This is a genomic window from Aureibaculum luteum, from assembly GCF_003449015.1.
In the GTDB taxonomy this organism is placed as follows: domain Bacteria; phylum Bacteroidota; class Bacteroidia; order Flavobacteriales; family Flavobacteriaceae; genus Aureibaculum; species Aureibaculum luteum.
Genome location: NZ_QRGD01000002.1, coordinates 102,144 through 117,136 on the forward strand (window position 1 = coordinate 102,144; position 14,993 = coordinate 117,136).

16 protein-coding genes are annotated in these 14,993 nt (G+C 32.4%); 11 read left to right on the top strand and 5 right to left on the bottom strand.

Features of this window, described 5'->3' with window-relative positions:
- Positions 1–82: 82 nt before the first annotated feature.
- The 4 genes from D3P13_RS05670 to D3P13_RS05685 form a co-directional block, all read right to left on the bottom strand.
- Positions 83–1,486 carry a sulfatase family protein gene (locus D3P13_RS05670; RefSeq protein ID WP_117880358.1) on the bottom strand — a complete coding sequence of 468 codons (1,404 nt, stop codon included), beginning with the start codon at positions 1,484–1,486 and terminating at the stop codon, positions 83–85.
- A gap of 99 nt (positions 1,487–1,585) precedes the next feature.
- On the bottom strand, positions 1,586–2,137 hold the full coding sequence (locus D3P13_RS05675) for a hypothetical protein (protein ID WP_117880359.1): 552 nt from the start codon (positions 2,135–2,137) through the stop codon (positions 1,586–1,588).
- 139 nt (positions 2,138–2,276) lie between these two features.
- The gene (locus D3P13_RS05680; protein ID WP_117881167.1) at positions 2,277–2,888 is read right to left on the bottom strand and encodes a trimeric intracellular cation channel family protein; all 612 of its coding nucleotides are present in this window, start codon (positions 2,886–2,888) and stop codon (positions 2,277–2,279) included.
- Between the two features lie 139 nt (positions 2,889–3,027).
- Positions 3,028–3,744 (bottom strand): RDD family protein, encoded by a 717-nt coding sequence (locus D3P13_RS05685; protein ID WP_117880360.1) that lies wholly within the window; start codon positions 3,742–3,744, stop codon positions 3,028–3,030.
- A gap of 111 nt (positions 3,745–3,855) precedes the next feature.
- Here D3P13_RS05685 and D3P13_RS05690 point away from each other — a divergent pair, with 111 nt between their 5' ends.
- From D3P13_RS05690 to D3P13_RS05735, 10 genes are all read left to right on the top strand, one after another.
- A complete protein-coding gene (locus D3P13_RS05690; protein ID WP_117880361.1) occupies positions 3,856–4,827 on the top strand; it encodes a stage II sporulation protein M in 972 nt (323 codons plus the stop codon).
- A complete protein-coding gene (locus D3P13_RS05695) occupies positions 4,814–5,704 on the top strand; it encodes a hypothetical protein (RefSeq protein ID WP_117880362.1) in 891 nt (296 codons plus the stop codon). Before D3P13_RS05690 ends, D3P13_RS05695 begins: the two co-directional genes overlap by 14 nt.
- Before the next feature lie 4 nt (positions 5,705–5,708).
- Positions 5,709–6,434: a DUF4129 domain-containing protein gene (locus D3P13_RS05700; protein ID WP_117880363.1), complete on the top strand. Its 726-nt coding sequence runs from the start codon at positions 5,709–5,711 to the stop codon at positions 6,432–6,434.
- A gap of 49 nt (positions 6,435–6,483) precedes the next feature.
- Entirely contained in the window at positions 6,484–7,629 is a 1,146-nt protein-coding gene (locus D3P13_RS05705) for a DUF4350 domain-containing protein (protein ID WP_117880364.1), read from the top strand.
- A 2-nt stretch (positions 7,630–7,631) separates the two neighbouring features.
- Positions 7,632–8,633 carry an AAA family ATPase gene (locus D3P13_RS05710; RefSeq protein ID WP_117880365.1) on the top strand — a complete coding sequence of 334 codons (1,002 nt, stop codon included), beginning with the start codon at positions 7,632–7,634 and terminating at the stop codon, positions 8,631–8,633.
- 96 nt (positions 8,634–8,729) lie between these two features.
- On the top strand, positions 8,730–9,455 hold the full coding sequence (gene hisA / locus D3P13_RS05715) for a 1-(5-phosphoribosyl)-5-[(5-phosphoribosylamino)methylideneamino]imidazole-4-carboxamide isomerase (protein ID WP_117880366.1): 726 nt from the start codon (positions 8,730–8,732) through the stop codon (positions 9,453–9,455).
- 5 nt (positions 9,456–9,460) lie between these two features.
- A complete protein-coding gene (hisF, locus tag D3P13_RS05720) occupies positions 9,461–10,216 on the top strand; it encodes an imidazole glycerol phosphate synthase subunit HisF (RefSeq protein ID WP_117880367.1) in 756 nt (251 codons plus the stop codon).
- Positions 10,217–10,226: 10 nt separating this feature from the next.
- The gene (hisIE, locus tag D3P13_RS05725; RefSeq protein WP_117880368.1) at positions 10,227–10,823 is read left to right on the top strand and encodes a bifunctional phosphoribosyl-AMP cyclohydrolase/phosphoribosyl-ATP diphosphatase HisIE; all 597 of its coding nucleotides are present in this window, start codon (positions 10,227–10,229) and stop codon (positions 10,821–10,823) included.
- 49 nt (positions 10,824–10,872) lie between these two features.
- The gene (locus tag D3P13_RS05730) at positions 10,873–11,994 is read left to right on the top strand and encodes a vWA domain-containing protein (RefSeq protein ID WP_117880369.1); all 1,122 of its coding nucleotides are present in this window, start codon (positions 10,873–10,875) and stop codon (positions 11,992–11,994) included.
- A gap of 9 nt (positions 11,995–12,003) precedes the next feature.
- Entirely contained in the window at positions 12,004–13,467 is a 1,464-nt protein-coding gene (locus D3P13_RS05735; protein ID WP_117880370.1) for a magnesium chelatase, read from the top strand.
- Between the two features lie 157 nt (positions 13,468–13,624).
- Here the strand turns inward: D3P13_RS05735 and D3P13_RS05740 are convergent, their stop codons facing one another.
- Positions 13,625–14,065 (bottom strand): hypothetical protein, encoded by a 441-nt coding sequence (locus D3P13_RS05740; protein WP_117880371.1) that lies wholly within the window; start codon positions 14,063–14,065, stop codon positions 13,625–13,627.
- Positions 14,066–14,200: 135 nt separating this feature from the next.
- Between D3P13_RS05740 and D3P13_RS05745 the strand changes: the two genes are divergently transcribed.
- Positions 14,201–14,878, top strand: a complete 678-nt coding sequence (locus D3P13_RS05745) for a DUF2461 domain-containing protein (RefSeq protein ID WP_117880372.1) — start codon at positions 14,201–14,203, stop codon at positions 14,876–14,878.
- Positions 14,879–14,993 lie beyond the last annotated feature (115 nt).

Here is a 14,993-nt window from a genome sequence, read left to right on the forward strand (position 1 = left end):
TGACTGTTCATAACTCACCTAGAATGAAATACTATTTAAATTAAACTTCAATACTTTTAAAAAAGCACCATGCTACTTAGCGTTACCATTTGTAAGGTACCGTTCCGGTGGAATCAACTTGATGTCCCCATTTTTTAACATACGTTGGTCCTGTTAAAAACGCATCGTCTAATGAGTTGAGTTGTTCAGCAAGTAATGCTTCCAAGTTTTTGGAAATAGAATTATAATCCGGATTTCCGATCAGATTGTTTAACTGATAGGGGTCTGCAATATTATCAAAAAGTAACCATTCGCCATTTAAGTCTTTAGCGTAGGTATGTGTCTTTGTTACAATTCCTCTAAATTCTTTACCTCCTCGGCTTCTGTTCCATTGACCAAAAGGCTGAATACATGCTACAAGTGATGCTTTTCTATCATCTTCCTTTTTACCAAGTATTACTTCAGTTATATCTTCTCCATCTAAATTTTCTGGTATAGAAGCCCCTGACATTCCTAATAGGGTAGGTAGTATATCTAAGGTATTTAATAAGAAATCACTTTTTTTGCCTTCTTTTCCAAGCAATGCTGGATATTTAACAATAAAAGGTACTTTAACCGACTCTTCATAGATGCGTTGTTTTTTCGTTTCGCCATGGCTATTAATCATATCTCCATGATCAGAAGTAAACACGAAAATAGTGTTATCTTCAATATTATTTCGCTTTATGGCATCTTGTAATTGTTTAATGTAGCTATCAAGTGCAGAACAATGTGCATAATATCCTTTTAATATGGCTTTTGTTTTCTCGGCAAGTTTTTCCGGTACATTTTGTCTTAGCTGAATATCAGCATTTTCATATAAATCTTGAAATTCTTTAGGAGCCGTTCCATACGGAGCATGAGGTGGCCCCCAAGATAGCATTAAGGTAAAAGGTTTATCACTTTTAGACTGTTCTTCAATATAGGCGATAGCATCTTTTGTTTGAGCTTCAGCATCATAGCCATCCCAATTATGTAATTTATCATCGGTTCCCCAATAGGGAGAGTTATTGTAGCTGTGCGTACATTCTAACACTTTCCAATAGTCAAAACCCTGTCTTCTTTCTTTCGGTATATAAGCAGAACGACCATTATCGTCTAAATGCCACTTGCCAATATAGGCTGTATTATATCCTTCTTGTTTAAAGAGTTTGGCAAAACTATTCGATGCTGGATTAAGCCTAATATCATTCATAAACATGCCCGTTTTTAATGGGTGCTGCCCCGTTAACAGCATTGCTCTATAAGGCGTACAAACGGGACTTGTAGAAACGGTATTGGTAAAATAAACGCCCTGAGAAGCAAGCTGATTAAGGTTGGGTGTTTTTACATCTTTATTGCCGAGATAGCCCATCGATGCTGCTCTCCATTGATCTGCAAAAACAAATACGATATTTGGTTGTTGAACCTTTTTATTACATGAAATAAGTGTTGCAGCAATACATAATATAAAAATAAATTTTTTCATGATACGAATATAAAAAATTGTCACATTGGTTATGTACCAAAACCTTTGTTAAAGCACCAATACTCCCTATTTTTGTTTTAAATTGTTGGCATTAGTTTTTTATTTTCCACAATTAAAATCAGATTTCAATTCCGTTTCTCCATTCGGTTTATATAAATGTGCTATTAATTCTCCTTTAGTTTTTGAAATAGAATCTCCAATTTCAATCAGTTCATAATTATTAAATTCATATAAAATTTCATCTTGTATTATATAAATTCCTTTTTGGTTTTTTATACTTATAGTTAGATATCCGTGATTTTCTTTGTCAAGATATTTATCAACTATTTTTCCGTTCCATTCACGACTCCTAAAATATTCTTCATATTCACATTCATCACTTTTTCCAAATTCAGAGATTCGAGTAAAGGCTGTAAATGCAAATAGAATTGTCAAAACTGGAACTGCAAAAACCAATGAGAAATAAGTAAATTTTATTCCTTTATTTTCAGTTCGGTTTGCAAGTCGGAAAAGTTTAATTGGGTTTTTTAAAATTGCTCCATTAAAAAAACTTCCTTTTTCACCATTATTTTTTAAAATCAGATATATTACAAAAATTAGTCCGTTTAGAACGATTGCTAAAATTACTGCTGGGTTTGGTGTGTTTTGCATTCAGTTAAATTATTGCCGACAATTGTACAACCACATCGCAGTTATATCGTTTATAGTTGCAAGTTATAAATTTAATTAATTTTTAAGTGTTGAGGTAAATTTTCTGAGTTAATATAACTTTTGAAACTAAAGAAAAGCGTTAACTTTTTGTATCGGCAATAAAAGTAGGTAGACTAAGCTTAAATTTCACAGAAATTAACCGAATCAGTATTACTATCAGAGAAGTAATAATATAGTTGATATTAACAGGTACATTAAATGTACTTAAGGCTAAAAATGTGATGGCTCCAACAATACAGGCACTGGCATAAATTTCTTTATGAAAAATTACGGGTATTTCATTACAAAGAATATCTCTAATTACACCTCCGAAAGTTGCAGAAACCACTCCTAAAGCAACGCAAATAATAGGATGTAAATCTTGCTGTACACCAATTTCAGTACCTATGATGGTAAAGATACCGAGTCCGATAGTATCAAATAAAAATAAGGAAGTGCTTAAATAATTTATCTTTTTTCTAATAATAATCGCAAAAATAGTAGCACCAATAATTGCATAGACATAGTTGAGGTCAAGCATCCAACCTACTGGAGTTCTGCCAATGAGTATATCACGTAAGGTTCCGCCACCAACGGCTGTTGCAAAAGCAATTATAAAAACACCAAAAGGATCAAACTTTTTATGGATAGCCGTTAATGTGCCAGATACAGCAAAGGCGATAGTACCTAAAAGATCTAAAGAATAAAATATAGTCATGGGTTAAATTAATAAACAAATTACAAGTACCAAATAACAACTAATGTTCACATCTCAATTAAAACAAAATAATTTAATTTTTTTAATTTTTGAGATTTATTTGGTTTTTGTTATCTGATTTTTTGTTGCTTTTTTATTGTTGTGTATAATAGTTGTAATCTTTTATGACCAAATCAACAAAGTCAACGGCCATCATATCTGTTTTTATATCTGTTATTTCAATAATTTTTTGGTGTAATTTAACGATAACGCCATGATTTCCTTTTCTTTTAGCGGTTCTATATAATTCTTTAATCGATTGAATATCAGCATCAGAAAGCATTGTGACTTGAGGGTATGTTGGCATATAATTATCAGGAATATCTGCTACTAACGTATCGTGAATTGTAACTCGTTTTTTTTCTGAAATAACCGTTGTAGATGCTGCAATATCTCCAAGACGTTGCCCTTTTCCATTTAATAATAACGTTAGTAATGCTATAGAGCCAGAAGCGATGTCTATATCAATTAAACGTAACATCCATCGTATTAAGTAACTTCCAAAAGTAGGTTTAGATCCATCTATTTTTACTACGCGTATTTTATTGGCATATTTTCCTGGTGTTTGTCCATTCATTAATACTTCAAAGATTAAGCTATAAAAGAAAATAGGTAATCCCATAATAGTAAGGATGAGCCAAGAATCCATATTTTGTTCAATGCCAATAGCATTTAAAATCAAAAACATTATAATATAATACCCAACAATTATTAATAGATCTATAAGAAAAGAACCTATTCTGGTGCTCACATTGGCAACATTTTGATTAATGCTTACATTTTGGGCGGTTTCTATTTGAAAATTATCCATTTTTACGTTTATTTGTACAAATAGTTTTGGAAACTAAAAACAGGCGAATATAAAAAGAATCTACAATTTAAAATATGATTTTTCTTTTTATAAAAGAATTAAAAAATAGCAATGCGAGAAGCGGCTTTTGTAAAAAAACATAAGGAAAGATGGCAGTTATTTGAAAATGTGCTATCCAACCAACAACAAATTTCGCCCGATAAATTATCTGATTTATACATAGAAATAACAGACGATTTGAGTTATGCCAAAACCTTCTATCCTAAAAGTAATACTGTAAAATACTTAAATACAGTAGCTTCTACAGCTCATAGAAAGATTTATAAAACAAAAAAAGAAGGAAAGAATAGACTTGTTAGTTTCTTTAAAACGGAATTTCCTTTAGCTTTTTATACCCATCGTAAACAATTATTAATTGCGTTTTTAGTATTTGCATTTTTTGCCATAGTAGGTGCTTTTTCTGCTGCTAAAGATGGTGACTTTGTGAGGCTTATACTTGGTGATTCTTATGTGAATATGACTCTAGAAAACATTGCCAAAGGTGACCCAATGGCTGTTTATAAGCAGGAAGGCGAAACTGCAATGGCGGTTTCAATAACTATTAATAATATAAAAGTAGCCATGTATGCTTTTCTATTGGGGATATTATTCTCTGTAGGTACGCTGTATATAATGATGCGAAATGGTATCATGTTAGGTTCCTTTTTGTATTTTTTTTACGACAATGATTTACTGTGGGAATCAACCCGGACCATTTGGATCCACGGTACCATAGAAATTTCGGTGATAGTGATAGCCTCATGTGCTGGAATGGTATTAGGTAATGGTCTCCTTTTTCCGGGAACGTATACCCGATTAGATTCTTTTAAACGCAGTTTCAAGGCGGGGTTAAAAATTATGGTGAGTACCATTCCGTTTTTTATCGTCGCAGGTTTTTTAGAAGGGTTTGTAACAAGACATACAGAAATGCCAGATTGGTTGGCTTTATTAATTATAGCGGCCTCCTTATTTAGTATATTATATTATTACGTTTATTATCCAATCAAATTAACCAAACAAAATCTAGAATATGGAGAATCATAGTTTTATTGAATTTAAAAAGGAAAGAGATTTGGGTGCCATAATTAATGACACTTTTGCCTTTATTAGAGAAAATTGGAAATCTTATTTTAGTGCCATAATTAAAATTGCAGGACCATTTATTTTGGCGGGATCAATATTGATGGTTGTAATTTTAGGTTATTACCTAGGAGTTGCTGGTGAAATGGCCGGTATGATCAATAGTTCAAATCCTAATGATATGTTTGGATTAATGATACCTATGTTTGGGTGGATTGGATTGATGGTTGTCGTATTTATGTTGGTCTTTATCATGGTGTCTTTAACATCGTTATATTATATAAAATCTTATATAGAGAATAATGGAGATGTCAACATTGAGGATGTAAAATCAAATACATATAAAAATATATTTAAATTTTTAGGTTTAGGTATTTTAATAGTACTAATGATTGGTTTTGGAGCTGTTTTATGTTATTTACCAGGTATTTATTTATGGGTAGTATTATCCTTAGCTACTTCAATTATGGTATTTGAAGACAAAAGTGTTAGTGAAAGTATCTCACATTGTTTTATTTTAATAAAAGAACAATGGTGGAACACTTTTGGTGTGTTACTTGTGGTAACTATTTTAGTTAATATATTAGGATATGCCTTTTCTATACCTGCAATGCTCTATGATTTGATAAGTGGAGGTACAACAATTGGAAGTAATGATCCCACAGAAATTGTAATGGCACTTAATGATCCAATTAGTATCGGTTTAAATGTAATCTCCTTTATAGGTAAATTCGTATTGTCATCAATAACGCTAATAGCATCCGTTTTTATCTATTACGATTTAAATGAGCAAAAGAATTTAACAGGAACCATTGAAAAAATTGATAGTTTAGGTCAATAATCCTTTGAAAAAAATCTTATTTTACATATTCGTTTTAGTTACTTTATACAGTAATGCTCAACAAGACTCTCTCAAGGTTCAGGTAGATAAGCAAGCCATTGAATTAAAAAAGTTTGATACGAACAACCTTGATGACTATAATGCGGATAAAAATTTCAATTATAAAGTTGAAATAAGAGAGCCTTCCATGTTAGAGCGAGCACTCGATTGGTTGTATCGAGTGTTTTTGAATATGTTAAGAGCTATATTTGGTAATGAGGTTGCTACAGGTATTATGGGGTTTTTGGTTAGAATTATACCTTATGCCATTGCAGCGGTTGTATTGTTTTTATTGATAAAATTCTTTTTAAAAGTGAATACAAGTAGCCTTATTTCAGGCACTACAAATACATCAACAGTTCGATTAACTGATGATGAAGAATTGATAAAGAGTGAAGACTTACCCGAATTAATAAAAAATGCAATTGCTCAAAAAAATTACAGACTCGCAGTGAGATACTATTACCTTATGGTTTTACAAAAGCTGTCTAACTCAGAGATAATTGATTGGCAACAACAAAAAACAAATGAAGATTATATCAAGGAAATAACATCTGAAACTTTAAAACATAAGTTTGCTTCAGGCACCTATTTGTATGATTTTGTTTGGTATGGAAATTTTGAATTGAATGAATCAGAGTTTGTAAAAGCAGAAAATCAATTAAACGAACTTACAAAATTGATAAAGTAATTTGAGTAAGAGATCTAAAATATTGTTAGGGGGTGCTATACTCGTGTTTATGGCTTTTATTTATTTGGAAAGCGTTAAACCTAAGCCGTTAAATTGGTTTCCTACCTATGCTGCAAAGCACAAATTACCTTATGGTACTTATGTGTTGCGTAACGAATTAGAAACTATTTTCCCTGATACAGAAATTCAAGACATTACTACTCCTCCTTATGAGTTTTTGCAAGATACAACCAAAACAGGTACTTATTTTTTTATTGATGATGGAATAAATTTTGGTGAAGATGAGTTTAACAAGTTGTTGCAATTTGTAGAGCGAGGTAACGATGTCTTTATATCAACGCACGGTATTAATATTGATACCCTACATCTAAAAACAGAGGGAATTTCTTCAGTTGAATATGAGCAAGATGTGTTTTTTAAGCTTTACAATAAGAATTTAAGTAAGAAAGAATTTAGTTTTGATAGAGGTTTTTATAACACTACTTTTTCTGAAATAGATACTTTAAAGGCAACAGCATTAGGTATAACAGGTTATCTCAATTCAGATGGAGAAAGGGTTTATGAAGGCATTAATTTCCTAAAAGAACCTTTTGGAAAAGGGAATTTTTATTTTCATACTTTTCCTGAGGCTTTTACCAATTATTATATTTTAAAATCGCCTAACCAGCAATACACTGCTTCAGTGTTGTCTTATTTAGATGCTTCAAAACCCATACTTTGGGATGCTTATTATAAAACAGGTAAGAGCAAAATAACTTCGCCAATGCAATATATATTAGGCTCAAAAAGTTTGAAATGGGCCTATTATATTACCTTAATTGGGGTGCTAATTTTTATTATTTTCGAAGGGAAACGCAAGCAACGTTATATTCCGATTATTACACCATTAAAAAATCAAACTTTGGCATTTACGCGTACCATAGCAAATATGTATTACGAAAAGTCAGAACATAAAAATATTGCAGAACATAAGATTACCTATTTGTTAGAGTATATTCGCACTAAATTACATGTACCAACGGTAACTATTAATGATAGTTTTTATACTTATGTGGCTTCAAGAAGCGGACATAAATTGGACGATGTAAAAAAGCTTTTTAAACAGATAGACGTAATCCATCAAAAAAATACAATTACAAAGGAAGAATTGATTGGTCTTAATTCTTTAATAGAAAAATTTAAAAATCCAGTATAGACATGGAAAACACGGAACAAAACCCAGAAGAAGGCTTACATTTTAATAGCAGAATAGATTTAAGTAAGTTGAAAGTTGCGGTGGAGGCAATAAAGGAGCAATTACATCAAGTAATTGTGGGCCAAGAAGAATTTATGGAATTGCTTTTGGTAGCACTTTTGGCAGATGGTCATGTACTGATAGAAGGGGTTCCTGGAGTCGCAAAAACAGTTACGGCTAAGTTATTAGCAAAAACTATTGCTACAGATTTTAATAGAATTCAGTTTACACCCGATTTAATGCCATCAGATGTATTGGGTACGTCGGTATTAAATATGAAAACTTCGGATTTTGAGTTTAAAAAAGGACCCATATTTTCTAATCTCGTACTGATAGATGAAATTAATCGAGCACCTGCTAAGACACAAGCGGCGTTGTTTGAGGTGATGGAGGAACGCCAAATAACAATAGATGGTACTAAATATATTATGCCACCACCCTTTATGGTATTGGCCACTCAAAACCCAATAGAGCAAGAAGGAACTTATGCTTTACCAGAAGCTCAATTAGACCGTTTTTTATTTAAAATTAATGTAGGTTATCCTAATTTAGAGGAAGAAGTGATGATCATTCAATCGCACAATAATCGTAAAGGAGCATCGCCACAATCACAAGTGAAATCAGTACTGTCTGAAAAAGATTTAGCCGAGTATAGAAGTAAGATTTATGAAATTTTAGTTGAAGAAAAGATTATTAAATACATAGCAGAAATCATAATTAAAACAAGAAATCATCCACATTTATACTTAGGAGGTTCACCAAGAGCAAGTATTGCCGTGTTAATGGCATCTAAAGGTTTTGCAGCCATTAATGGTCGTGATTTTGTAATACCTGAAGATGTAAAAAAATCCATGACTCCTGTTTTAAGGCATAGAATTATTCTAACTCCAGAACGAGAAATGGAAGGAATGACGACGGATAAAGTAATAGAAATGATAGTGCAATCTGTAGAAGTACCGAGATAGTTTATAATTGCAGAAGTTTAATTGTAAGATTGTCCCCTTGAGGCGATTTTAGAGGTGTATGCCCTATTTAAAATATATTTAATTTAATTAGAAAAAATGAGAATTATTCCCGCCATAGACATCATAGATGGTAAATGTGTACGATTATCGAAAGGTGATTATGCTACAAAAAAAATATATAATGAGAGTCCACTCGAAGTGGCTAAGCAATTTGAAGCACATGGCATCAAACATTTACATCTGGTAGATCTAGATGGTGCAAAAGCAAGTCATATTGTCAATTATAAGGTCTTAGAGAAAATTGCTTCTCAAACAAGTTTACAAATTGACTTTGGTGGTGGATTAAAATCGGATGACGATCTTAAAATTGCATTTGATAGTGGTGCAAATCAAATCACTGGTGGCAGTATTGCCGTAAAAAATCCGGAAACTTTTAAAAGTTGGATTCAGAAATATGGTGCAGATAAAATTATTTTAGGTGCAGATGCTTTAGGTGAAAAAATAGCCATTAGCGGATGGTTAGAAGAATCTGATAAAGAATTAATTCCTTTCGTCCAAGCTTATAAAGAAGATGGTATAAAATATGTTATTTGTACAGATATTAGTAAAGATGGGATGTTAGAAGGGCCTTCATTTGAATTGTACAAAAGGCTGTTGTTAGAAGTGCCAAAAATTAATTTAATAGCTTCTGGAGGTATTTCAACTTTTGATGAAATCCCTAAGTTGGCAGAAATGGGTTGTGAAGGTACTATTATAGGAAAAGCCATCTATGAAAATAGAATAAGTTTGAAACAGTTGGAAGAATATATTTTAAAAAATTAACGATTTTGCTTACAAAAAGAATCATACCCTGTCTAGATATCAAAAACGGACGCACCGTTAAAGGTGTTAATTTTGTCGATTTAAGAGATGCTGGTGATCCAGTAGAATTGGCGGCTATTTATGCTGAAAACGGTGCCGATGAATTGGTATTCTTAGATATTTCTGCCACAGAAGAACGTAGAAAAACCTTGGCCGACTTAGTATTACATGTTTCTGAAAAAGTGAACATACCTTTTACAGTTGGTGGTGGAATTTCTTCAGTTGAAGATGTTGATGTATTGTTAAAATGCGGAGCTGATAAAGTATCTATTAACTCGTCTGCCGTTAAAAATCCTGATTTAATCAATCAATTATCGGCTAAATTTGGCAGTCAGTGTATTGTAGTTGCCATAGATGCAAAACAAATTGATGGAAAATGGACGGTGCATTTAGTAGGAGGAAAGGTACCTACTGAATTAGATTTGTTTGAATGGGCAAAAGAGGTAGAGCAAAGAGGAGCCGGTGAAATATTATTTACCTCGATGGATCATGATGGTACTAAAAACGGATTTGCAAATAAGGCATTGGCCAAATTATCAACGGAATTAAATATCCCGATAATTGCTTCTGGTGGAGCAGGTACTAATCAACATTTTATTGATACTTTTGTAGACGGAAAATCTGATGCAGCATTAGCAGCAAGTGTTTTTCATTTTAAAGAAATTGAAATTAACGAATTAAAAAAGGAATTGCAATTGCATAATATTCCTGTAAGGTTATAATTAATAGAACATGGAGATCGATTTTAATAAAAATAGTGACGGATTAGTACCCGCAATAATTCAAGATGCATTGACCAAAAATGTATTGATGTTGGGCTATATGAATGCCGAAGCTTATCAACAAACTATTGAAAGTAAAAAAGTAACTTTTTTTAGTAGGACTAAAAATAGATTGTGGACTAAAGGTGAAGAAAGTGGAAATTTTCTAAATTTAGTTGATATAAAGCTAGACTGTGATAATGATACTTTATTGGTAAGTGTGGCACCAGTTGGGCCTACCTGTCATAAAGGAACGGATACCTGTTGGGGAGAGGATAACAAAACGACTTTCGGATTTTTATCAGAATTAGAATCGGTTATAACTGACAGAAAAGAAAATTCAGATGGAAAGAAAAGCTATGTGGCTTCCCTATTTGAAGATGGTATGAACAAAATAGCTCAAAAAGTTGGTGAGGAGGCTGTAGAAGTGGTTATAGAAGCAAAAGATGACAATGACGATTTGTTTTTAAATGAGTCAGCTGATTTACTTTTTCATTATCTTATACTATTACAAGCGAAAGGATTTAAACTAAATGATGTTGTTGAAGTGCTAAAGACACGGCATTAATTAACATTTTGTTAGAGTTATTGTAATATTTTGTTCCTATTTTTATACGATGAATAACATCTTTAAAAAAGGGTTACGTTTCGAAAACTACGAAGCTCCTCATATTTCTCCTTTTGATAAACTCTTTGAAATTTTTAAAGAGTTAATAACGCATACTTCTGGTGATGTTGAAGAAGCCCTAGACTGGCTAGCACAACTTGATAAGGAGTATGATTTGACTACTGCTGAATATACCCTCGATGATTTTATTGAAGATCTTAAAAAGAAGGGATACCTACGCGATGAAATAGATCCTGAAAAGGGTGGTGGCTTAGCAATTACTGCAAAAACAGAACGTGCCATTCGGCAAAAGGCACTAGATCAAATTTTCGGAAACTTAAAAAGAAGTAGATCGGGTAATCATAAGGCTAAAAGTATTGGTCAAGGCGATGAGCATACGGGTGAATTTCGCAATTACCGTTATGGAGATGGTCTTGATCATATCTCCATGACCGAAAGCATAAAAAATGCACAAATACATAATGGGATTGGTGAGTTTATACTGAACGAAAATGACTTAGTTGTTGAAGAGACCAATTTTAAGGCTCAGATGAGTACGGTTTTAATGATAGATATAAGTCATAGTATGATTTTATATGGTGAAGATCGTATTACGCCAGCTAAAAAAGTAGCCATGGCTTTAGCAGAATTAATTACGACAAGATATCCAAAAGATACTTTAGATATTTTAGTTTTTGGTAATGATGCTTGGCCAATAGCCATTAAAGATTTACCTTATTTAAAAGTAGGGCCCTATCATACGAATACGGTTGCCGGTTTACAATTGGCAATGGATATGCTCCGGAGAAAGCGAAATACGAACAAACAAATTTTTATGATAACGGATGGTAAGCCAAGTTGTTTACGAATGCCTGATGGTCAGTATTATAAAAATAGCAATGGTTTAGATCAATTCATTGTAGAGAAATGTTATAATATGGCGAGTCAAGCTAGAAAGTTACATATACCTATTACCACATTTATGATTGCTCAAGACCCATATTTAATGCAGTTTGTGCGTGAATTTACACAGGCAAATCAAGGAAAGGCATTTTATACTGGTTTACAAGGTTTAGGAGAAATGATTTTTGAGGATTATGATCAAAACAGAAAGAAACGATTAAAAGGATAAAAAGAATATATGAATATTGAAAATATAAAAACATTAGGCGATTTAAAAAAAGCGGGTTATCAATCAAAGTCTATTAAAGATGAATTGAGAGAGAACTTAATTGAAAAAATAAAGTTAGAAGAAAATGTCTTTGAAGGTGTTTGGGGGTATGAAAATTCAGTAATTCCTGAATTAGAAACGGCTATTCTTTCACGTCACAATATCAATTTATTAGGTTTACGTGGACAAGCAAAAACGCGTTTAGCTCGATTAATGGTGAATTTATTAGATGAATATATTCCTGTTGTAGAGGGGTCTGAAATTAATGATGATCCCTTAAGACCATTATCACGTTTTGCGATTGATTTAATTAATGAAAAGCAAGATGATACACCTATTATATGGCTTCATAGAGATGATCGTTTTTATGAAAAGTTAGCAACACCAGATGTAACTGTAGCAGATTTAATAGGAGATGTTGACCCTATAAAAGCGGCGAACTTAAAATTGAGCTATGCCGATGATCGGGTTATCCATTTCGGAATGATACCGAGAGCCAATAGATCTATTTTTGTTATTAATGAGTTGCCCGATTTACAAGCTCGGATTCAAGTTTCATTATTTAATATTTTACAAGAAGGTGATATCCAAATTAGAGGTTTTAAATTACGTTTACCTTTAGATTTACAATTCATTTTTACTGCAAATCCTGAAGACTATACCAATAGAGGAAGTATTGTAACTCCGTTAAAAGATAGAATAGGATCTCAAATATTGACCCATTATCCGGAGTCTATCGAAATTGCTCAAAAGATTACGAATCAAGAAGCAAATGCAGATAAGCCGCAGTTAGAGAAAATTCATGTGCCAGACATCGCAAAGAAATTATTAGAACAAATTAGTTTTGAAGCGAGAGAAAGTGAGTATGTAGATGCTAAAAGTGGTGTAAGTGCACGTATGAGTATTACTATTTTTGAGAATTTATTAAGTACGGCTGAACGTAGAAGTATACGTACTTCTGATAGTACTACTTCAGTTCGGTTGTTAGATTTTTTAGGCGTTATTCCTGCAATTACGGGTAAAGTAGAGTTGGTATATGAAGGCGAACAAGAAGGAGCTTCTTTTGTAGCTAAAACCTTGATTGCTGATGCCATTAAAACATTATTTCCAGATTATTTTCCTGAAATTCAAAAATTGCAACACAAAGACGAGGTTACGCCTTATGATAAAATCATACAATGGTTTTTTGAAGAAAGTGATTTTGAATTGCTTGATGATATGACTGATGAGATGTATAAAAATGAACTCGATAAAATTAAAGCCTTAGACGTATTGATAGATAAATATCAACCAGAGGTTGCTAAAAGCGATCGTTATTTCTTTAAAGAGTTTGTGTTATGGGCATTGGTAGAGCATAAAAAATTAAGCAAAAGTAGGTTTACAAAAGGGTATCGGTTTAATGACCTATATGGAAGTTATATAAATGATTTATAGATAAAAGGCTGGCTAAAAAGTCTAATTTTTGTCCTTTTGTCACATCTAGCGAAGTCGAGATACAATTGAACCTCAGTAGTTTGTTGTTCTCGACTCCGCTCGAATTGACTGTTGAATAGACTTTTTAAACAGCCTATTTATTATTTAGCTAAGTAGTTTAAGAAATCCACCCCTTACCAATACTCTTTTTAGAAAACCAAATTAGTATCATACCAAAAACCAATACCATAATTGGCATAGCAATGGCACCAGGGCCATAAACTTCCATGGCATTGCTTATAAATAGGTTGTAAACCATCTGTACTATTATCCCGATTAAGGAAACTAAAAATAGAGGTCTAGCATATTTTTTTCTAAGTAATAATGCGAATGTACCAAGAAGTCCACCAAAAACAGCAATGGCAAAGGCTGCAATTGCCCAAGAAGGCGTGTTTGCAATCATTGAGAGTTGTTCATCAGTATACATTACTCTAAAATTTTCTGTGTTATAAGCTTGTTGTAAATACTGGAATACACCCATTCCGTTCCACAAAAGTGAAATTAGACTTATGATCCAGAACCACATAGGTGGTTTTGTTTTTCTTATAAAATTGGTCATGTTTAATTGGGTTTAGTTAATGTGAGTGTGTCGTTACTGGTTGATTAACAGTTACTAAGATATGAAAAATAATGATATTTCATTCTTTTTAATGTAAATTATCTTTCTTACCTTTGAGAGAAATTAAACATATTTATGGCGACTACGATACCTCAAGAGGCATTTACTTTTTTTAAAAAACTAGAAAAGAACAATAATAGAGATTGGTTTAACGAACGTAAACCAGAGTTTAAGCAAATTGAGGCTGAGGTAAAGCAATTCTATAATGAATTATTAAAAAAAATACAGGAACATGATGAGGTTGATAAATTAAAAATGTTCCGGATTTATAGAGATGTACGTTTCTCAAAGAATAAAGCTCCCTATAAGACACATTTTGGTGGTTCTTATAGCCGAATAAAACCAAAATTGCGAGGAGGATATTACTTACAAATTGCTCCGGGTGATTCTTTTATAGCGACTGGTTTTTGGAACCCTGAGAAAGAAGATTTATTGCGAATTCGTAAAGAGTTTGAATTGGATGCTACCGAAATTAATGACATTCTTAATGACAAAAGCTTTAAAAACATTTGGGGTGCAATGGTAGGTGATGCTGTTAAGACCGCTCCAAAAGGTTTTAATAAAGAACATGAGAATATAGAATTAATTCGTAGAAAGCAATTTATGTTCATTAAAAAATATACAGATAAGGAAGTTCTTTCAGCTGATTTTATGGATGAAGTGAATACTGCATTTAAATCCATTCGTCCATATTTTAATTTGATGAGTGATATTTTAACTACTGATTTGAACGGTGTTTCTTTAATTGAATAATTAATATTGTCATTGCGAGCAATATAAAAATATACTCGTTAAATAGAAATGATTATGCGACGTGGTAATCTTTTGAATGTTATTGCTGCATATTTTTTATGGGCATGGTAAATAA